General features: G+C 68.8%; 20 protein-coding genes and 1 other annotated feature. Of the genes, 11 read left to right on the top strand and 9 right to left on the bottom strand.

Going from position 1 to position 18370, the window contains the following annotated elements; translation table 11 throughout:
- Positions 1-28 precede the first annotated feature (28 nt).
- From lpdA to O4N75_RS20910, 3 genes are read left to right on the top strand one after another with little or no spacing between them, the layout of a single operon-like run.
- Positions 29-1426 (top strand): dihydrolipoyl dehydrogenase, encoded by a 1398-nt coding sequence (gene lpdA / locus O4N75_RS20920; RefSeq protein ID WP_269627323.1) that lies wholly within the window; start codon positions 29-31, stop codon positions 1424-1426.
- Positions 1426-1845 (top strand): GNAT family N-acetyltransferase, encoded by a 420-nt coding sequence (locus O4N75_RS20915; protein WP_269627322.1) that lies wholly within the window; start codon positions 1426-1428, stop codon positions 1843-1845. The genes lpdA and O4N75_RS20915 overlap by 1 nt, the downstream gene beginning before the upstream one ends.
- A 56-nt stretch (positions 1846-1901) precedes the next feature.
- Positions 1902-2186: a hypothetical protein gene (locus O4N75_RS20910; protein WP_269627321.1), complete on the top strand. Its 285-nt coding sequence runs from the start codon at positions 1902-1904 to the stop codon at positions 2184-2186.
- A 3-nt stretch (positions 2187-2189) separates the two neighbouring features.
- Here the strand turns inward: O4N75_RS20910 and O4N75_RS20905 are convergent, their stop codons facing one another.
- Positions 2190-3119 (bottom strand): fatty acid desaturase, encoded by a 930-nt coding sequence (locus O4N75_RS20905; RefSeq protein WP_269627320.1) that lies wholly within the window; start codon positions 3117-3119, stop codon positions 2190-2192.
- A gap of 142 nt (positions 3120-3261) precedes the next feature.
- On the opposite strand from O4N75_RS20905, the gene O4N75_RS20900 reads away from it, so the two are divergent.
- Positions 3262-3774, top strand: coding sequence for a helix-turn-helix domain-containing protein (locus O4N75_RS20900; protein ID WP_269627319.1), 513 nt, complete (start codon positions 3262-3264; stop codon positions 3772-3774).
- A 9-nt stretch (positions 3775-3783) separates the two neighbouring features.
- Here the strand turns inward: O4N75_RS20900 and O4N75_RS20895 are convergent, their stop codons facing one another.
- The gene (locus tag O4N75_RS20895; protein ID WP_269627318.1) at positions 3784-4233 is read right to left on the bottom strand and encodes a GNAT family N-acetyltransferase; all 450 of its coding nucleotides are present in this window, start codon (positions 4231-4233) and stop codon (positions 3784-3786) included.
- Between the two features lie 111 nt (positions 4234-4344).
- Positions 4345-4399, top strand: a sequence feature (sul1 is cis-regulatory element that is thought to sense ions involved in sulfur or methionine metabolism; They are found in Alphaproteobacteria).
- Positions 4400-4457: 58 nt separating this feature from the next.
- On the opposite strand from O4N75_RS20895, the gene O4N75_RS20890 reads away from it, so the two are divergent.
- Positions 4458-5933, top strand: a complete 1476-nt coding sequence (locus O4N75_RS20890; RefSeq protein ID WP_269629405.1) for a SulP family inorganic anion transporter — start codon at positions 4458-4460, stop codon at positions 5931-5933.
- A 9-nt stretch (positions 5934-5942) separates the two neighbouring features.
- Here O4N75_RS20890 and O4N75_RS20885 read toward each other — a convergent pair whose 3' ends face one another.
- Genes O4N75_RS20885 through fsa form a run of 3 tightly spaced genes read right to left on the bottom strand, consistent with a single transcriptional unit; the run spans position 5943 to position 8203 of the window.
- Positions 5943-6872 carry a tyrosine recombinase XerC gene (locus O4N75_RS20885; RefSeq protein WP_269627317.1) on the bottom strand — a complete coding sequence of 310 codons (930 nt, stop codon included), beginning with the start codon at positions 6870-6872 and terminating at the stop codon, positions 5943-5945.
- Entirely contained in the window at positions 6857-7531 is a 675-nt protein-coding gene (locus tag O4N75_RS20880; RefSeq protein WP_269627316.1) for a DUF484 family protein, read from the bottom strand. The genes O4N75_RS20885 and O4N75_RS20880 overlap by 16 nt, the downstream gene beginning before the upstream one ends.
- 18 nt (positions 7532-7549) lie before the next feature.
- A complete protein-coding gene (gene fsa, locus O4N75_RS20875) occupies positions 7550-8203 on the bottom strand; it encodes a fructose-6-phosphate aldolase (protein ID WP_267231616.1) in 654 nt (217 codons plus the stop codon).
- Between the two features lie 78 nt (positions 8204-8281).
- On the opposite strand from fsa, the gene O4N75_RS20870 reads away from it, so the two are divergent.
- On the top strand, positions 8282-10444 hold the full coding sequence (locus O4N75_RS20870; protein ID WP_269627315.1) for a primosomal protein N': 2163 nt from the start codon (positions 8282-8284) through the stop codon (positions 10442-10444).
- 186 nt (positions 10445-10630) lie between these two features.
- Here O4N75_RS20870 and O4N75_RS20865 read toward each other — a convergent pair whose 3' ends face one another.
- Both O4N75_RS20865 and O4N75_RS20860 read right to left on the bottom strand, forming a co-directional pair.
- Positions 10631-11437 carry a TerC family protein gene (locus O4N75_RS20865; protein WP_269627314.1) on the bottom strand — a complete coding sequence of 269 codons (807 nt, stop codon included), beginning with the start codon at positions 11435-11437 and terminating at the stop codon, positions 10631-10633.
- A 59-nt stretch (positions 11438-11496) separates the two neighbouring features.
- On the bottom strand, positions 11497-12075 hold the full coding sequence (locus O4N75_RS20860; RefSeq protein WP_269627313.1) for a TetR/AcrR family transcriptional regulator: 579 nt from the start codon (positions 12073-12075) through the stop codon (positions 11497-11499).
- Between the two features lie 91 nt (positions 12076-12166).
- Here O4N75_RS20860 and O4N75_RS20855 point away from each other — a divergent pair, with 91 nt between their 5' ends.
- The 4 genes from O4N75_RS20855 to O4N75_RS20840 all read left to right on the top strand — a co-directional run bounded on the left by O4N75_RS20855 (position 12167) and on the right by O4N75_RS20840 (position 16135).
- Positions 12167-12580 carry a VOC family protein gene (locus O4N75_RS20855; protein WP_269627312.1) on the top strand — a complete coding sequence of 138 codons (414 nt, stop codon included), beginning with the start codon at positions 12167-12169 and terminating at the stop codon, positions 12578-12580.
- Positions 12581-13114: 534 nt separating this feature from the next.
- A complete protein-coding gene (locus O4N75_RS20850; protein ID WP_269627311.1) occupies positions 13115-13798 on the top strand; it encodes a CHAP domain-containing protein in 684 nt (227 codons plus the stop codon).
- Between the two features lie 66 nt (positions 13799-13864).
- Positions 13865-14818: a magnesium transporter CorA family protein gene (locus O4N75_RS20845; protein ID WP_269627310.1), complete on the top strand. Its 954-nt coding sequence runs from the start codon at positions 13865-13867 to the stop codon at positions 14816-14818.
- Between the two features lie 105 nt (positions 14819-14923).
- Positions 14924-16135: a pentapeptide repeat-containing protein gene (locus O4N75_RS20840; protein ID WP_269627309.1), complete on the top strand. Its 1212-nt coding sequence runs from the start codon at positions 14924-14926 to the stop codon at positions 16133-16135.
- 167 nt (positions 16136-16302) lie between these two features.
- On the opposite strand, the gene O4N75_RS20835 is transcribed toward O4N75_RS20840, so the two are convergent.
- Positions 16303-17163, bottom strand: a complete 861-nt coding sequence (locus tag O4N75_RS20835; protein WP_269627308.1) for a crotonase/enoyl-CoA hydratase family protein — start codon at positions 17161-17163, stop codon at positions 16303-16305.
- Positions 17164-17232: 69 nt separating this feature from the next.
- Positions 17233-17865, bottom strand: a complete 633-nt coding sequence (locus O4N75_RS20830; RefSeq protein WP_269627307.1) for a COQ9 family protein — start codon at positions 17863-17865, stop codon at positions 17233-17235.
- A 179-nt stretch (positions 17866-18044) separates the two neighbouring features.
- On the opposite strand from O4N75_RS20830, the gene rpsU reads away from it, so the two are divergent.
- Positions 18045-18278 carry a 30S ribosomal protein S21 gene (gene rpsU, locus O4N75_RS20825; protein ID WP_111275467.1) on the top strand — a complete coding sequence of 78 codons (234 nt, stop codon included), beginning with the start codon at positions 18045-18047 and terminating at the stop codon, positions 18276-18278.
- Positions 18279-18370: the final 92 nt, after the last annotated feature.

The following is an 18370-nucleotide window of genomic DNA, read 5'->3' as shown; positions in this document are numbered from 1 at the left end:
TCGCCGTTTTGCTAAGGACTGAAGAGCAATGGCTCAATACGACGTCATCATCATCGGCGGCGGCCCCGGCGGCTACAACGCCGGCATCCGCGCCGGCCAGCTGGGCCTGAAGGTCGCCGTGGTGGAGAAGCGCACGACGCTCGGCGGCACCTGCCTCAATGTCGGCTGCATGCCGTCCAAGGCGCTGCTGCACGCCTCGGAACTGTACGAGGCCGCCGGCGGCGACTTCGCCACCCTCGGCATCGAGGTGAAGCCCAAGCTGAACCTCGTGCAGATGATGAAGCAGAAGGCCGACTCGGTGACCGCGCTCACCAAGGGCATCGAGTTCCTGTTCAAGAAGAACAAGGTCGAGTGGATCAAGGGCGCCGGCAAGATCACCGGCCCGGGCAAGGTCGACGTCACCGCCGAGGACGGCTCGGTGACCAGCCTGGAAGCCAAGAACATCGTCATCGCCACCGGCTCGGAGCCGACCCCGCTGCCCGGCGTGACCATCGACAACCAGCGCATCGTCGACTCCACCGGCGCGCTGTCGCTGCCGGAAGTCCCGGGCAGCCTGATCGTCATCGGCGCGGGCATCATCGGCCTGGAGCTGGGCTCGGTGTGGCGCCGCCTGGGCTCGAAGGTGACCGTCGTCGAATTCCTCGACCGCATCACGCCTGGCATGGACGCCGAGACCGCCAAGACCTTCCAGCGCTCGCTGACCAAGCAGGGCGTGGAGTTCAAGCTGGGCGCGAAGGTCACCGCCGCCACCGCGTCGAAGAAGGGCGTCTCGCTGACCGTCGAGCCGGTCGCCGGCGGGGCCGCTGAGACCCTGGAAGCCGAGTACGTGCTGGTCGCCATCGGCCGGCGTCCCTACACCGAGGGCCTGGGCCTGGAGAACGTCGGGATCACCCCGGACAAGCGCGGCTTCATCGAAACCGACCACTTCAAGACCTCGGCCCCGGGCGTCTGGGCGATCGGCGACGCCATCCACGGCCCGATGTTGGCCCACAAGGCCGAGGAAGACTCGGTCGCCTGCATCGAGATGATCGCCGGCAAGTACGGTCACGTGGACTACGACCTGGTCCCCAGCGTGGTCTACACCTACCCGGAAGTGGCCTGGGTCGGTAAGACCGAGGAGCAGCTGAAGGACGCCGGGGTCGCCTACAAGGTCGGCAAGTTCCCGTTCAGCGCCAACAGCCGCGCCAAGATCAACCACGAGACCGAAGGCTTCGCGAAGGTCATCGCCGACGCCAAGACCGATGAGATCCTCGGCGTCCACATCGTCGGCCCGCAGGCCGGCGAGATGATCGGCGAGTACTGCGTGGCCATGGCCTTCAAGGCGGCCAGCGAGGACATCGCCCGCGTCTGCCATCCGCACCCGACCCGCTCGGAAGCCGGCCGGCAGGCCGCCATGGGCGTCGAAGGCTGGACCATGCAGGCCTGATGCTCGAAGTAAGGCGCGCGCAGGCGGACGAGATCGCGGCCTGCGCGGCGCTTTACGAGCGGGTCCTGCGCGAGACCTTCACCTGGGTCGCGCCCGAGCGGCACCAGGCCGCCGACTTCCTCGCCGCGGCCGTCGAGGAGGAGGTCTATCTGGCCCGTGACGGCGATCGCCTGCTGGGGATCGCCGGCTTCTATCGCCCGAACAACTTCCTGCATTCGCTGTATGTCGAGACCCGCGGCGCCGGCGTCGGCAAGGCGCTGCTCGACCACGTGAGCGCGGTCGCCGACGGGCCGCTGTCGCTCAAGTGCCAGTCGCCGAACCTTCGCGCCCAAGACTTCTACCTGCGTGAGGGGTTCCGCATCGTCGATGTCGGCCGCGATCCCGGCGCGGCGTTCACCTGGCTGCGGATGAGCCGCTGAATCGGCTTCGGACCGTCGCGGCGCGGGCGTAGACTCCTCGCCACAGGAGGATCGTCATGGCCGCTTCCCTGCTTCTGACCGCGCTGGCCGCGACCGCGCTTTCCGCGCCGCCCGCCCCGGCCTGCCCCAAGGAGGCGACGCTCCAGGTCGCCTACCCCGCCCAGCCCGCCGCCGCGCTGCGTCCGCAGGACCGCCGCGGCCCGTCCGGCGCCCAGACCCTGGCCAGCCTGCCGCCGGCCGGCATGCACCTGACGGTCATGCGCTCGGTGGGCGGCTGCGCAGTGTCGACCCTGGTCCGCCAGAACGTCCAGGGCGACGGCCGTTTCGCCCGGCCGCGCTGAGCCCTAGTCGGTGATCGCCCGGCGCTGGGGCCCGACCATCAGGCCCTCGATCCGCGAGCCCTCGGCTCTCAGCACCGGCCGCAGCCGATGGAAGAGCCGCGCATAGTTGTAGAACGGCACGCTGGGCCACAGGTGGTGCATCAGGTGGAAGTTCTGCTGCAGCAGCAGCAGGGTCCCGCCCGGCCACAGGCTGACGCGGGTGTTGAGGTAGCGCTCGGTCTGGTCGAACGGGTGGTGCGGCAGCCACTGGAAGAAGATGTTCAGCGCCAGGATCCCGATCCGGGTCGGCAGGAACCAGAGCATCAACCACTCGGCGACATGTCCGGTGGCGATCGCGGCGATCAGCAGCGCCCAAGTGAACAGCGTGACGGCTGTGACCTGGGCGATTTCGCTGGGGCTGAGGATCGTACCCAGCCGCTTGTAGCGCTCGGCGTTGATGAACCGCAGCGACCACATCGGCATCAGCGACATGGGAACCCCGATCAGCCACTTGCGCAGCAGCTGGACGAAGGTGCCCTTCACCGAGATGTCCGGGTCGCGCTCGGTGTTGGTGTGGGAGTGGTGCAGCACATGGGTGCGCTGCAGGGCCGGCCAGCCCGAGCCCATGCCCAACGACCCGATCCAGCCGACCACCGTGTTGATCCAATGAAGGCTCTTGGGGCTGGCGACCACGTTGCCGTGGATGGCCTCGTGGACCAGCGTGTAGTGGGCGTAGGAGATCGCGGCCAGCATCGGGGTGCAGGCCCACATTGGCCAGGCGCCGCTGAATCCCAGCGCGATCACCCCGATAAGCGCCGCCGGCAGGGCGAGCGCCAGGAACAGCGTCGGCCAGGCCACGGCCGGCGACAGCTCCTGGGCGATCCGCCGCTCGTCGGCATGCGAAATCCCGATCTGCGCACGCAGCGCCTTCGGGTCGTGAGCGCCGTCAGCCATGACCAATCCTCCAATCCCACTGTCCCAGGGTTGGGGGGAACGATAGCGACTTTGAAACTCAAAGCGACTCAAAAATGACGCTCGTGTCATCTTTTGTCGCGCCTCGGCTTGGTGCTATGGGAGGAGGAGGCGGAGAAAACGCATGGGCGGGTCTGACGGCGACTATGGCGACGACACCCTGTGTCCGATCGCCCATTCCACCGGCCTGGTGGGCGACCGCTGGTCGATCCTGATCGTCCGCGAGCTGCTGCTCGGCCAGAGCCGGTTTCAGGATCTCCAGGCCCAGACCGGCGCCTCCAGCCAGGTGCTGGCCGCGCGGCTCAAGCGGCTGGAGGCTGACGGTCTGGTCGAGCGTCACGCCTACAGCGAACGTCCGCCGCGGCACGAATACCGGCTCACCGACAAGGGCCGCGACCTGATGCCGGTGATCCTGGCGCTGCGGACCTGGGGCGAGCGCTGGTGCAAGCCGGCCGGCGGCCAGCCGGCGACCCGGATGTTCCACCGTGAGTGCGACACCGAGCTGGAGCTCAGCGGCCGCTGCCCGAAATGCGACGTGCTGGTCGACTGGCACGACATGCGCGCCCAGCTCAGCACCGCCTGGGCGGACGAGCGCAGTCACCGCGCCGCGGATTTCGCCGAGCATCGCAAGGCCTAGCGATAGGCCCTACGGCCGGCGGATCTCAAAATAGGTCTTGGCGTCGCGCGTGAACCCGACGCCTTCGTAGAAGCGCAGGGTGGACTCGCGCCGCGACCCGGTCGCCAGCAGCACCTTGTAGCAGTCGGCTCGCCAGGCCTTGTCCAACGCCGCCTCCAGCACCGCGCGCCCGAGCCCGGCGCGGCGATGGCCTTCGTCCGTCACGACGTTCTCGATCACCCCATAGGGCCGCGCGCCGCGCGACAGGTTGGGCACGATCGCCAGCGTGCAGGACGCGACCAGCCGCCCCTCGATCTCCGCCACGAACGGCGTGGTCAGGCCCGAGCCCAGCAGCGTCGCCCAGACCGGCCCAGCGCCGGCGACATCGAGCACTGGATCGTCCGGATTGAGCTGCCGATAGAGCGCCAGCACCTCGGCTAGATCGTCAGTCGTCGCGTGACGGATCAGAGGCCTGGGCATGAAGCTAAGCTAGTGCGGTTCGCGGCCTGTGTCTGTTCTTGCCTCGCCGAGGCGGGGGAGGGCCCTCCGCCTTGCATCCGACGGCGCGGCGCGTCATGAAGCGGTGCTCACCACGGACCCGCCGCCGCGCGGGTGGCTATCTCGGCCGCCGATCCGCCGGGAAACTGCGCCGAAGCGACGTGTTCCACGTCCCGCGCGCCTGATTTTTTGAAACCTGCATGTCCATCGTCGCTTCAGCGCGCCAACAATGGCTCGCAAATCCCCGCCGCGACCTGCTCGCGGGGACCGTGGTCGCCCTGGCCCTGATCCCGGAGGCCATCGCCTTCTCGATCATCGCGGGCGTCGATCCGGCCGTCGGCCTCTATGCCAGCTTCGTCATCGCCGTGACCATCTCGTTCGTGGGTGGCCGGCCGGCGATGATCTCGGCGGCCACCGGCGCGATGTCGCTGCTGATGCTCGGCCTCGTGAAGGAGCACGGGCTGCAGTACCTGTTCGCCGCGTCGCTGCTCTGCGGCGTCATCCAGATCGTGATCGGCCTACTCCGGCTGGGCCGCTATGTGAAGTTCGTCTCCCGCTCGGTGATGACCGGCTTCGTCAATTCGCTGGCCATCCTGATCTTCCTGGCCCAGATGCCCGAGCTGATCGGGGCCAACTGGCAGACCTACGCCATGGTCGCCGCGGGCCTCGTCGTCATCTACGGCTTCCCACGGATCACCCGGGCGGTGCCCGCGCCGCTGGTCGCCATCGTCACCTTGAGCGTCTTCGCCGTGCTCGCCGGCGTCGACGTCCGCACGGTCGGCGACATGGGTCAGATGCCGAAGACCCTGCCGGCGTTCGGCCTGCCTCAGGTTCCGCTCACCTGGGAGACCCTGAGCATTCTTGGGCCCGTGTCGCTGACCCTGGCCTTCGTCGGGCTGCTGGAGAGCCTGCTTACCGCCAACCTGCTGGACGACCTGACCGACACCCCGTCCGACAAGGACCGGGAGACCCGCGGCCAGGGGGTCGCCAACATCCTCTCGCCTCTGTTCGGCGGCATGGCCGGCTGCGCCATGATCGGCCAGTCGATCATCAACGTCTCGTCCGGCGGCCGGGGCCGGCTCTCCACCCTATGGGCAGGGCTGTTCCTGCTGTTCCTGATCCTGGCGCTTCAGGAGTGGGTGGCACAGATCCCCATGGCCGCCTTGGTCGCCGTCATGATCATGGTCTCCATCAACACCTTCGACTGGGGGGCGATCCGCCGCATGCCCTCGACGCCGGTACAGTCCTCGATCGTGATGATCGCCACTACCGTGACCGTCGTTGTCACCCACGACCTCTCCAAGGGAGTGATGCTGGGCGTTCTGCTCAGCGCCGTCTTCTTCATGCGCAAGGTCGGTAAGACCATCCGCGTGGAGGCGGTCGACGCGCCGGAGGGCGAGCTCCGCTATCGGGTCTCCGGGCAGCTGTTCTTCGCATCCGCTGACGTGTTCGCGGCCGGGTTCGAGCACCACGGCCACCCTCGCCGCGTGGAGATCGACCTCGCCGACGCCCGCCTCTGGGACCTGACCGGCGTCGCCGCGGTGGACAAGGTGGTGTTTCGCTATCGTCGCCAAGGCGCCGAGGTGGTGGTCAGCGGCATGACCGAGGCGGAACAGGCCCTGGTGGGCAAGGTGGGCCGCCACGACAAGACGCACCTCCCCGGGTCAGCGGGCGCGCACTAGGCTTCCACCTCACGCGTGCGGATGGGCCTTGGCGTACGCGCTGAGCAGGGAGGCCGCGTCGACTTCGGTGTAGCGCTGGGTGGTCGACAGCGAGGCGTGGCCCAGCAGTTCCTGGATCGAGCGCAGATCGGCGCCGGCCCCCAGCAGGTGGGTGGCGAACGAGTGACGCAGGGCGTGCGGCGTGGCGCTGTCGGGCAAACCGAGCCGGCCGCGCAGGGACTGCACGGTCGCCTGCACGTGGCGCGGGCTCAAGGGGCCGCCGCGCTTGGCGCGGAACAGCGCATCGTCCGGCGCCAATACGAACGGCAGGTCGGCGACATAGGCGGCGATCGCCGCCTGCACCGCCGGCAGCACCGGGACCATGCGGGTCTTGCCGCCCTTGCCCAGGATGCGCAGCGTGTCGGGGACCGGCGCGTCCGAGCGTTTCAGCGACAGCGCCTCGGAGATCCGCAGGCCGCAGCCGTAGAGCAGGGTCAGCACCGCCTGGTCGCGGCTGACCTCCCAGTCGTCGCAGGTCGGGTCGAAGGCCGGCTCGGCGATCAGGCCGGCGGCCTGGTCCTCGCTGACCGGCCGCGGCGCAGAGGGGACGACGCGCGGGCCGCGCACCAGGGCGATGGCGGCGTTGGGGGTGTCCAGCCGGCGGTCGAGGAACTTGTGGAAGGTGCGGATCGCCGAAAGCGATTGCGACAGCGAGCGCGCCGACAGCGGATGGTCGCCCTGGCGCAGGTGCGCCAGCCAGGCGCGGATCTCGCTGGGGGCCAGGGTTCCCATGTCTGAGAGGCTCAGCGCCTCGCCGCGATGGCGCTCAAGAAAGCTGATGTAGCGGCCGCCGGCGAAGGCGTAGGCCTCGACCGTGCGGGGCGAGGCGCGGCGCTCCTTGGCCAGGTGCTCCAGCCAGGAGGCGAGCGCCTGGCGGGCGCTGGTCACAGGACCGGCCACCGCTCCGCCGTGCGTTCGACGACCCGGGCCAGGAAGGCGACCAGCTCGACGCCCATGTCCTCCGTGAAGCCGTGCTCGTCGGCCGAGCCGAAGGCCAGCAGGCCCTCGCGCGACGGCTCCCAGATCGCCATGCGGACCATGGCCATGGAGCGGACCTGAGGCGCGCGATCGCCGAACAGGCCGAGCGCGACGGGTTCGAAGCCCATCAGCGCCACCCGGTCGTGGCCGATGATCATGTCGATCTGGCCCTCGATCAGCATCCGCCAGCCGGCCGGGGTGCGCTCGGGTCCTTCCAAGGCGACCACGCCGCCGATCAGGCCGAAGCGCAGCTGCGCCAGCTCGTCGACCCGGCGGGCGAGGTCCGCATGGTTGCGCGATTCCAGCATGTCGACGACCGCGCCGTGGGTCTGGGCCTGGGCGGCGAAGTTGGCGCGGGCGGTGGCTTCCAGGTGCTTGCGGGCGCTGCTTTCGCGCTTGTGCGCCTCGTGCACGCGGGCCAGGGCGGCGGGGCCGAAGTCGATCACATTAGCCGCGTCGGCGCGCAGGCCGAGCTCGGCCAGCAGCGCTACGTCGCCGCGCAGGAAGTCCGGATTGTCCGACAGGAAGGCGCGGACCTCGCGGGGCTCGAGACTGTGTTCCTTCGCCTTCGCCCCGCTCATATGCCCGCCCCCAGCGTTCTACAGGATGGACTGGCCCGTCTTGGCCCAGTCGCTGAGGAACTGTTCAAGACCCTTTTCGGTTAACGGGTGCTTGAAAAGGTCGGCGAAGGTCGTGGGCGGAATGGTCGCGCAGTCGGCGCCGGCCAGGGCCGCGGCGGTGACGTGGGCCGGGGTTCGGATCGAGGCGGCCAGGATCTCGGTGTCGAAGCCGTAGTTGTCGTAGATCGCGCGGATCTCTTCGATCAGGGTCATGCCTTCGGCGCCGTAATCGTCCAGGCGGCCGATGAACGGCGAGATGTAGCTGGCTCCGGCCTTGGCGGCGAGCAGCGCCTGGGCGGCGGTGAAGCACAGGGTGACGTTGGTCTGGATGCCCTGCACCGCGAACTCGGCGGTGGCGATCAGGCCGTTGCGGGTCAGCGGCAGCTTGACCACCACGTTCGGGGCGATCGCGGCCAGCTTGGCGCCTTCGGCCAGCATGCCTTCGACCTCGGTGGCGGCGACCTCGGCGCTGACCGGGCCCTCGACGAGCTCGCAAATCTCGGCGATCACCTCCAGCATTGGACGGCCGGACTTGGCGATCAGGGTCGGGTTGGTGGTCACCCCGTCCACCAGGCCGGTGGCGGTGAGCTCCTTGAGCAGGCCGATGTCGGTGGTGTCGAGGAAGAGCTGCATGGGTGACCTTCTGGCGCGGTTGTGCGGGCGCTGTTTAGCGTTTGCAGGCGCGTGCGGCCAGCCTATCTGGACGGGGCCATGAGCCGCATCGCCTCCGTCCTGCTTCCCATGCCCCTGCCCGAGGCGTTCGACTACGCCGAGCCGGAAGGGATGGAGCTCGTCGTCGGCGACCAGGTCGCCGCGCCATTGGGGCCGCGGCTGCTGCGCGGCGTGGTCGTCGCCCTGCGCGAGGGGGCGGGCGGCAACCGGCCGCTGAAGGCCCTCGACAGCAAGCTGGATTCGCCGCCGCTGCCGCCCGGGGCCATCGAGTTCGTGCAGTGGGCGGCGCGCTACTCGGTCGACGCGCCGGGCCAGCCGCTGGCCATCGCCATCCGCGGCGCCCGCGCCCCCAAGGCCAAGCCGCACAAGCTGCTGGAGGCCACGGGCGTCACGCCCGCCCGCGCGACGCCGGCCCGTCAGAAGGTGCTGGAGGCCGCCGCCGGCGGCCCGCAGACGCCTGCCGATCTCGCCCGCGCCGCCGGGGTCTCGGCCGGCGTCGTCAAGGGGCTGGTCGAGGAGGGGGCCCTGGCCCTGCGCCTCGTCGAGGAACCGGCGGCCTTTCCCGAGCCCGACCTCGCCCGCGCCGGCCACGCGCTGAACGCCAGCCAGGCCGCGGCCGCGCAGGCCCTGCAGGCCATGGTCGCCGAGGGCGGCTTCAACGTCGCCCTGCTCGACGGGGTCACCGGCTCGGGCAAGACCGAGGTCTACCTGGAGGCGGTCGCCGCCGCCCTGGCCAAGGATCCCGCCGCCCAGGTGCTGGTCATGCTGCCCGAGATCGCTCTGACCCAGGCGGTGATCGCCCGGTTCGTGGAACGCTTCGGGGTCGAACCGGCCGAATGGCACTCCGACGTCGCCCCGCCGATGCGCCGCCGCACCTGGGACGCGGTCGCCACCGGCGCCGCCCGCATCGTCATCGGCGCCCGCTCGGCCCTGTTCCTGCCGTTCACGCATCTGTCGCTGATCGTCGTCGATGAGGAGCACGACGGCTCCTACAAGCAGGACGAGGGCTTCATCTACCAGGCCCGCGACCTCTCGGTGATGCGCGGCAAGATCGAGGGCGCGGGCGTGATCCTGGCCTCGGCCACGCCGTCGCTGGAGACCCTGCGCAACGCCGAGACCGGCCGCTACCGCTGGCTGAAGCTGACCAGCCGCCACGGGACCGCGCAGCTGCCCGACATCACCCTGATCGACCTGAAGGCGACACCGCCGCCGTCCGGGCGCTGGCTGTCGCCGCCGCTGGTCGACGCGATGGGCCAGACCCTGGCCGCCGGCGAGCAGACCCTGCTGTTCCTCAATCGTCGCGGCTACGCCCCGCTGGTGCTGTGCAAGGCCTGCGGCGAGAAGCTGACCTCGCCCGACACCGACTCGTGGCTGGTCGAGCACCGCTACAGCGGCCGCCTGGTCTGCCACCTGACCGGCTTCTCCATGCCCAAGCCCGACAAGTGCCCGCACTGCGGGGCCAAGGACAGCCTGACCTCGATCGGTCCCGGGGTCGAGCGGGTGGAGGAGGAGGCCCGCCATCTGTTTCCGGACGCCCGCATCGCGGTGTTCTCGTCCGACACCGTCTGGGACGCCAAGGAGGCGCGCCGCCTGGTCGACGCCATGGCCGACGGCGAGATCGACATCCTGGTGGCGACGCAAGCCGCCGCCAAGGGCCACAACTTTCCGAAGCTGACCCTGGTGGGCGTGGTCGACGCCGATCTCGGCCTGCGCGGCGGCGACCTGCGCGCGGCCGAGCGGACCTACCAGCTGCTGGCCCAGGCCACCGGCCGGGCCGGCCGCCGCGACCGCCCGGGTCGCGCCCTCCTGCAGACCTACGCCCCCGAACATTCGGTGATGCAGGCGCTGAAGGCTCAGGACCGAGACGCCTTCGTCGAGGCCGAGATGGCCGAGCGCGAGATCATGAAGCTGCCGCCGTTCGGGCGGCTGGGGGCGATCGTGGTGTCGGGCCCCGATGCGGCGGCGCTGGAGGCCTTCGCCCGCGAGATGGCCAAGGTCGCGCCCAACGCCGAGGGTGTGGAGGTCTACGGTCCGGCCGACGCGCCGCTCGCCCTCGTGCGCGGCCGGCGGCGCAAGCGCTTCCTGGTCCGCGCCGACCGCAATGTCGACCTCTCGGCCTACCTCGCCACCTGGCGCGCCCGCGTGCGGCCGCCCGGCGCGATCCGGGTGGCCATCGACGTCGATCCGTACAGTTTTCTGTAGCCGCGAGGCGGCGCGAAAGCGCCGCCGCTGCGTGTCATCCCGGTTTCGGCGAAGCCGAAGACCGGGACCCATGAACACCTGATCGTGCAGGCCACGGCGCCGGCCTCGCCGTTCACTTCGACGCGGCGGCAATGGATCCCGGACAGCCGCTGCGCGGCTTCCGGGATGACGCTTTGGGGCCCGGGGTCAGTGCTTGGTCGCGTCCTGGCCCAACGCCTCGCGCTTTTTGGCGGCGTTGCGGCTCCACATGTTCAGCCCCTCGACCAGCGCCGAGAACGCCATCGCCGCGTAGATGTAGCCCTTCGGCACGTGCACCCCGAAGCCGTCGGCGATCAGCACGGTGCCGATCATCAGCAGGAAGCCCAGGGCCAGCATCACCACGGTCGGGTTGTTGTTGATGAAGTTGGCCAGCGGGTCGGCGGCCAGCAGCATCACCGTCACCGCCACGATCACCGCGATCACCATGACCGGCAGGTGTTCGGTCATGCCCACGGCGGTCAGGATCGAGTCGATCGAGAACACCAGGTCCAGCATGATGATCTGGATGATGGCCGCGCCGAAGTTCTTGGCGACCGCCTTCTTGGAGTCGAACACGTCGTCGTTCGGAGTCGGATCGAGGGTGTGGTGGATCTCGGTGGTCGCCTTCCAGACCAGGAACAGGCCGCCGGCGATCAGGATCAGGTCGCGCCACGAGAAGGCCAGCTCCCAGGCCGGCTTGCCATTCTCGTCCAGCGCCCCGTGCCAGGGCAGCTCGAACACCGGCGCGGTCAGGCCGACGATGAAGGCCAGGGTCGACAGCAGCACCAGGCGCATGATCAGGGCCAGACCGATGCCGATCCGGCGGGCCTTGGTGCGGTGTTCGGGGGGCAGCTTGTTCGAGAGGATGGAGATGAAGATGAGGTTGTCGATGCCAAGGACCACCTCCATGACGATGAGCGTGATCAGCGCCGCCCACACGGCCGGATCAGCAGCTAGGGTCATAAGGGTGTCCATCGAGGTCCTCTCAGTTATGGAAATTCTATCGAGCCAACCGCGTCAGATAAGGTGGAGTTTCATCGCCGCAAGCGGGCCATGGTCTCAATAAAACTCGATTTCAGCCGCATCAGCGCCTCAGGCCCCTCGCCGTGGCCGGCCCAGACCACCCCGTAATTCAGCGCCCCGTTGATCATCACCGCCAGGGTTTCGGGGTCGCCGCCCAGGCTGCCTTCGTCGATCGCCGCCTGCACGCCCGCGATCAGCAGTCCGAAACCGTGCCGGCGATCCATCTCGTTCCAGGCCTCCCAACCCAGCACGCTGGGTGCGTCGAGGATCAGGATCCGGCGCACCTGCGGGGCGGCCATGAAGTCGAGAAAGGCGAGGCAGCCGGCCGTCAGCCCGTCGAAGGCCGAGCCTTGCGCGTCTGCGTCGGCCTCGATCGCGCGCTCGGCCTCCTCGTGCAGCTGCTCGCAGACCGCCGCGAACAGGGCCTGCTTGTCGGCGAAGTGGTGATAGAGCGCGCCCCGCGTCACGCCGGCCGCCGCCAGGATCGCCTCCGTGCCGGTCGCCGCATATCCGTCGGCGGCGAACAGCGCACGCGCCGCCGCCACCAGCCGCGTCCGCGTCGCCGCCGCCCGCTGCGCCTTTACGCCCATCGTCGATTTCCCATTTGACATACAGACAGTCTGTATCTTAACTCGCGATCGAGGCTGATCAAGGGGCAGAGGCCGATCAAGGACAGGCGCCATGAAATTCGTCGACCGCTATCCGATCATCGTCACGCCCAGGCTTGGGGACTGCCGCGACTTCTGGATCGCGCATCTAGGGTTCGAGGTCGTGTTCGAGGCCGACTGGTTCGTCTTGCTGGCCGCCGACGGCGCGACCCTGGCCTTCATGCATCCGAACCATCCGTCGAGCCCGCCGGGGCCGCAGGCGTTCTCGGGCCACGGCATGTGCTTCGAGCTGCAGGTCGAGGACGCCACCCTGGCCTACGAGGAGTTTCGCGACCGCGGCCTGCGGGTCGACTACGCCCTGGCCCACGAGCCGTTCGGCCAGCTGCGTTTCGGCTTCTTCGACCCCTCCGGTCTCTGGGTCGACGTGGTCGAGCAGGTCGAGCCGGCCGAAGGCTTCTGGGACCGCTACATGACCGCGGCGGCCTAAGCACAGGGCGTCATTGCGGCCTCGAGGCGCGTGGGTGCGCATGCGGAATCACCCTGCGGCGCCGCCAAGCCCGATCTGCAGCCTCCACGGTGCTCGTTTCGACGGCGACCGCCGCACCTGATGCCGTAATTGTGACCGCGCCCGGCGGCTCGATCTTCTTCTTGGCGCCGGCGCCGCCAACGGTCTCTGAAACATTTGGTAACGCGCAGCTCGTTTATACGCGCGAGACAAGCTGCGCCGTCTACATGGTCTGGGTTCCGCGTCAGATAGTATTCGTGAGTTCGGTTTCGAAACTATTTGAGCTCAATGACCAGCCTCCGCGCCCGGCGCTGTGGTTAGTTTGCCGATGCGGCGTCATTTCACTGGCTGGGGCGTCAATTCATCTTGCCGAACGCCTGGCCCCGCCGCGCATGAAGCTGTCGGCGGATGCGCAGCGGACCCGGCGACCTTCTACCGCAGGCCCGTAAAGACTCTTTTCATCGAGGCGTGAGATGGTTACCCCTTACGCTGTTCGCGTGGGGGAGTACCCGTAGCATGCTTAAACGACCGAGGGCCGTGATCGGCTCCCTGGCCGCCGCGGCGGTTATGTTCTTTGCTCCGATCTCGGGTGCGATGGCCGATACCTATTGGCAGTGCGTCCCGTTCGCGCGGCTGATTTCCGGCGTCCAGATCTACGGCGATGCGTGGACCTGGTGGCGTCAGGCGGTCGGCAAGTACGAAACCGGCTTCAGCCCCAAGGCGGGAGCCGTCCTCTGCTTCAAGCCCACCGGCAAGATGCGTCTCGGCCACGTGGCCGTGGTCAGCCAGGTGCTGACCGACCGCGTCATTCAGATCACCCACGCCAACTGGTCGCGCATCGGCGGGACCCGCGGCCAGATCGAGAAGGACGTCACGGTCATCGACGTCTCGCCGGCCGGCGACTGGTCGCAGGTCAAGGTCTGGTACGATCCGGTGCGTGACCTGGGCTCGTCGACCTATCCGACCCACGGCTTCATCTACCAGGACGCCAACGCGCTCCGCATGGCGAGCAACAAGCTCAACGGCGCGCAGAACACCGCTCTCGCCGTGGCCCAGGGCGCGGCCAACCAGGTCGCCTCGGTCGTCCGTCCGGGCGCCGGCCCGCTGCAGATGCTGAGCCAGGCCGCCGACTCCACCGACCGGATCGCCGCCCTCATTCAGGCCGCGACCCAGATGACCCCGCCGGCCGAGTCGAACTGACCGGCCGGGCGTTGACGCCCATCCCTCGACGTTCCAGATGGGGCTCCATCCCTCGCGGAGAGCCTCATGCTGAACCTGCTTCGCCGCACCGGCAGGGGGCTTGCGCCTGAAGTCGTCGCCGATGGCTGGCGGCCCGGCGAAGACATCATCTGGATCGATCTGGTCTCGCCGACGCCCGAGGAGGAGCGCGCCGTCGAGCAGGCCTATGGGATCGACCTGCCGACCCGCGAAGAGATCGCCCACGTCGAGCCGTCTTCGCGCCTCTATCAGGAAGATGGCGCGACCTTCCTGACCGCCACCCTGTTGGCCCGCGCCGACGAGCCGCATCCCGTCGCCACGCCGGTGACCTTCGTGCTGCTGGCCGACCTGCTGATCACCGTCCGTTACGAGCCGCTGAAGGCGTTCTCGATCTTCGCCCAACGCTGCGCCAAGCTCCCGCTAGGCGACGGCGGCGAGGCGGCGCTGGAGCTGCTCGACGCCATCGTCGAGCGCTGCGCCGAAGTGCTTGAGCAGCAGTCGGCCCTGGTTCACGAGACTTCGGTGGCGATCTTCAACCGTCCGCCCAGCACCGCCTTCGGGCCGCTGCTCACCGACCTGGCGCGCGCCCAGTCGATCACCTCGATGGCCCGCAAGAGCCTGGTCTCGCTCAGCCGCCTGGCCAGCTTCGCGGCCCTGGCTCCGGAGTTCCAGAAACAGGAGAGCCGGCGCAGCCACCTGATCTCGATCCAGCATGACGTCCAGGCCCTGACCGAGCATTCCAGCTTCACCTCCGGCCACATCTCCTTCCTGCTCGACGCGGCTCTCGGCCTGATCAACATCGAGCAGAACAGCATCATCAAGTTCTTCTCTGTTGTCGCAGTCGTCTTCCTGCCGCCGACGCTGGTCGCGTCTATATATGGGATGAACTTCGACGTGATGCCGGAACTGCACTGGATATTTGGGTATCCATTGGCTCTTCTGCTTATGGTTATCACGGGAGTTACCCCGTTCATCTGGTTCAAGAAGAAGGGCTGGCTGTAGATCGCAGATCGGCGTTAGAAGTCGCCGCGATGACGTCACAATTGTGCAACCGTTCCTTAAGCGCGATGTCTGATCCTGAGGGCCTCGATCCTCTCTCCGGTCCGCATGTCCGCAGTCGCCAACCTTCATCGGCCGCTGGATCCCCAGGCGCTTAGGCGCACCCTGGAGGCCCATCGCCGCTACCTCGCCCACCGCACCGGCGGGCGTCGGGCGAACCTGGCCTATGCCGACCTGTCGGGTCTGAAGCTCGAGGGCTTCGATCTCAGCGACGCCGATCTCACCGGCGCGCGGCTGTCGGGCGCGATGCTAGCCGGGGTGAAGCTGGATCGCGCGATCCTGTTCGGCGCCGACCTGCGTGACGCCGACCTGCGCAAGGCGAGCCTCTCCAAGGCCGACCTGCGCGGCGCCTCGCTGCGCGGGGCCAACCTGACGGGCGCCAACCTCGCCGGCTGCGACCTGCGCGAAGGGCGGATCGCCCTGCAGGACCGCACCGAGGGGTTCCGCTACCTCGACCATGCCGGCGGCCCGGGAGAGTTGAACTTCGCCGTGCTGACCGGCGCGGACCTCACCGGCGCCCAGATGACCGGGGCTTCGGCCCTGGCTACCGATTTCACCGACGCCAACCTGACCGACGCTCAACTGGGCGGGGCGCGCCTGATCAAGGCCAAGCTCGATGGAGCCAACCTGACCGGGGCCCAGGTGGCCGGCGCCGACCTCTCCGGCGCCTCGCTGCGGCGCGCCATCCTCATCCGCGTGGATTTCAGCTTTGCGACCGTCGAGGGCGCCGATCTTTCCGACGTGCTGCGCGCGCCGCCGGCGGTGGTCTATGTCGACGAGCGCCCGCTCGGCCAGGTGTTGGCCGCCCACGAGGCCTTCTGCGACAGCGGCGGGCGGGCCGGCGCGGCCGCCCGGCTGGCCGAGGTCGACTTCCGCCCGGTGGTCACGCTCAAGCGCCGCAAACTCAGCGGCCTGATCGCGCCGGGCTCGGTGCTGTTCGGGATGAACCTCGAGGGCGTCGAGCTGCAGGGCGCGGACCTGTCGCGTTGCGACCTGCGCGGGACCAACCTGCGGATGGCCGATCTGCGCGGGGCGCGCCTGATCGACGCCCAACTGACCCGCGCCGACCTGCGCGGGGCGATGCTCGGCCCGCTGGAGATCGGCCAGGGCCGGTTCGTCCGCGCCGACCTCTCGCGCGCCAATCTCCGCCAGGCCGACCTGCGCCGCGCCTTCGCCCTGCGCGCCCGCTTCCTGGAAGCCGACCTATCCGACGCCAAGCTCGACGGCTGCATCCTCACCGACGCCGAGCTGGACGGCTGAACACGTCTGTCATCCCGGTTTCGGCTGAAGGCCGAAGACCGGGACCCATGAACACCTGATCGCAGAGGAAGCGGCGCGGGCCGCGCCTCGTGCTCCCGGCCTCGGCGGCGATGGGTCCCGGACAAGCGCTGCGCGCTTTCCGGGATGACACATTACGCGGCCGCTCCCTACATCCCGTGCTTCAGAGGCTGCAGCCCCTGCCACACCGGCTCGCGCTTCTCGGACTTGGCCTTGAACGCCTCGCCCATGTGCGGGCCCGAGAACATGCCGGTCTGCCAGACGGCGATGTAGTCCAGGCCGTCCTGGATGGTGTGGTCGCGGGCGTAGTTGATCATCACCTTCGATCCGGTCACCGCCAGCGGAGCCTTGCTGGCGATCTCGTGGGCGGTGGCCAGGGCGTGGGCGACGCAGTCCTCATGGGTGGGCAGCACCTCGTTGACCCAGCCGATCTCCTTGGCCTTGGCGGCCGGCATGCGGCGGCCGGTGTAGGCCATCTCGCGCACCCAGCCCTCGGGGATCAGCTTGCACAGCCGCGGGAACGTCCCGACGTCGGCGGTCATGCCGATGTTGATCTCCTGGATGCAGAAGAAGGCGTCGGCGCTGGCGTAGCGGATGTCGCAGGCGCTGGTCATGTCGACCGCTCCACCGATGCAGCCGCCCTGGATGGCGGCGATCACTGGGATGCGCGCGGCGTCCAGGCAGCCGAAGCAGTCCTGCAGCCACAGGATATGATGGCGCTGCTGCTCGGCGTTGATGTGGCGGTCCTGGTTCTGGTTGGCCGAGGACGACCCGCCGCCGCCGAACACCGCCAGGTCCATGCCGGCGCTGAAATGCTTGCCGGTCGAGGAGATCACGATCGCCCGGGCGCGGGCGTTGTGGTCGATGTCCTTCACGATGACCGGCAGCTCGTTCCAGAACTCGCGGATCATCGAGTTCATCGCCTCGGGGCGCTTGAGCTGGATGTGGGCGACGTGGCCGTCCAGCGTCACGTCGAAGCAGGTCCAGGCCTGCGAGAAGGCGTCGGCCATATGGGCGTCTCCTTATGAATGATGCAAAGGCCGCATCATTGCCGGATGACGCCGGGGAATGGGAGGCGTTTAGCCGTAGCGCATCTTGCCGAGCGCCCCGGCGATGTCGGTCAGCAGCTGCGAGGGCTTCAGGCCGCCCTTCCACTTCTCGAAGGCCATGACGTTCTCGATGCGGGCGTCGACGAAGGCGGCCGCCGCGTCGCGGCCCGACGACAGCCGGATCGCCAGCGCGCTGGCCAGGATTCCCGAGAGGATCGCGCGCTTGGAATAGTGGTTCTCGTCGGTGGCCGTGTCGCCCGCCCAGCGCCACAGCTGGTCGGCGCTGTCCCACAAGAGCCGCAGCGCCAACGGCAGGTGTATCGGCAGGGCGAGGAAACCTGCCCAACGCCGAACGGCGGCTTCGTCCTGGGCCGCGACGTCGATCCGGGTCATGGCCGCGGTGCGGATACGCTCACGGATCTTCAGGCCCTCGGGGGCCGGCAGGGCGGCCAGGGTCAGGGCGTCGTGTCGCTTGGCCAGCAAGGCGGCGAGGTCGCGCGGACCGTGCGGCAGCAGCAGCTCGACGTCGGCGTCCGACAGTCCGGCGGCCGCGCCGGCGGCCTTCACCGTCGGCCAGGTCCAGCCGCGATCGGCGGCAATCTGCAAGGCGGCGTCGAGAACCTGCCGTTCGGCGTCCTGCGCCCAATCATCTACATTCGCCATGCTCGGCATCTTAGCGGCGGATTTTCCGCCTGTCCGCCGTGGACATCTCCGCCGGGTTCTGATATCTCGCCGCGCTCAACCCGAAGGGCCTTCGCTCGACGGGTCGCAAGGCTTTTATCCGTTCGCCGCCGCCTGATGTCAGGAAGGCCGAGCGGGAACGGGTGATAGGAGAGAGACCTCTGGTTCAGATTTTCGTCCGCGACAACAACGTCGATCAGGCCCTCAAGGCGCTGAAGAAGAAGATGCAGCGCGAGGGCTCGTTCCGCGAAATGAAGCGGCACGTGCACTATGAAAAGCCGAGCGAAAAGCGCGCTCGCCAGAAGGCCGAAGCCGTGCGCCGCGCGCGCAAGCTGGCCCGCAAGCGCGCTCAACGCGAAGGCCTGATCGCCGCGCCGAAGAAGCCGAGCCGGTAAGAAATTAAGGCTTTATGCCTAGTTGTGGGGGGCCGCGCGGGAGACTGCGCGGCCCTTTGCATGTCTGGAATCGGGCTTGGCCAAGCTCGTTC

Source organism: Phenylobacterium sp. NIBR 498073 (assembly GCF_027286305.1).
Classification (GTDB): Bacteria; Pseudomonadota; Alphaproteobacteria; order Caulobacterales; family Caulobacteraceae; genus Phenylobacterium.
Note: the sequence above shows the minus strand (reverse complement) of the source record. Positions and strands in the feature narration are given on the sequence as shown.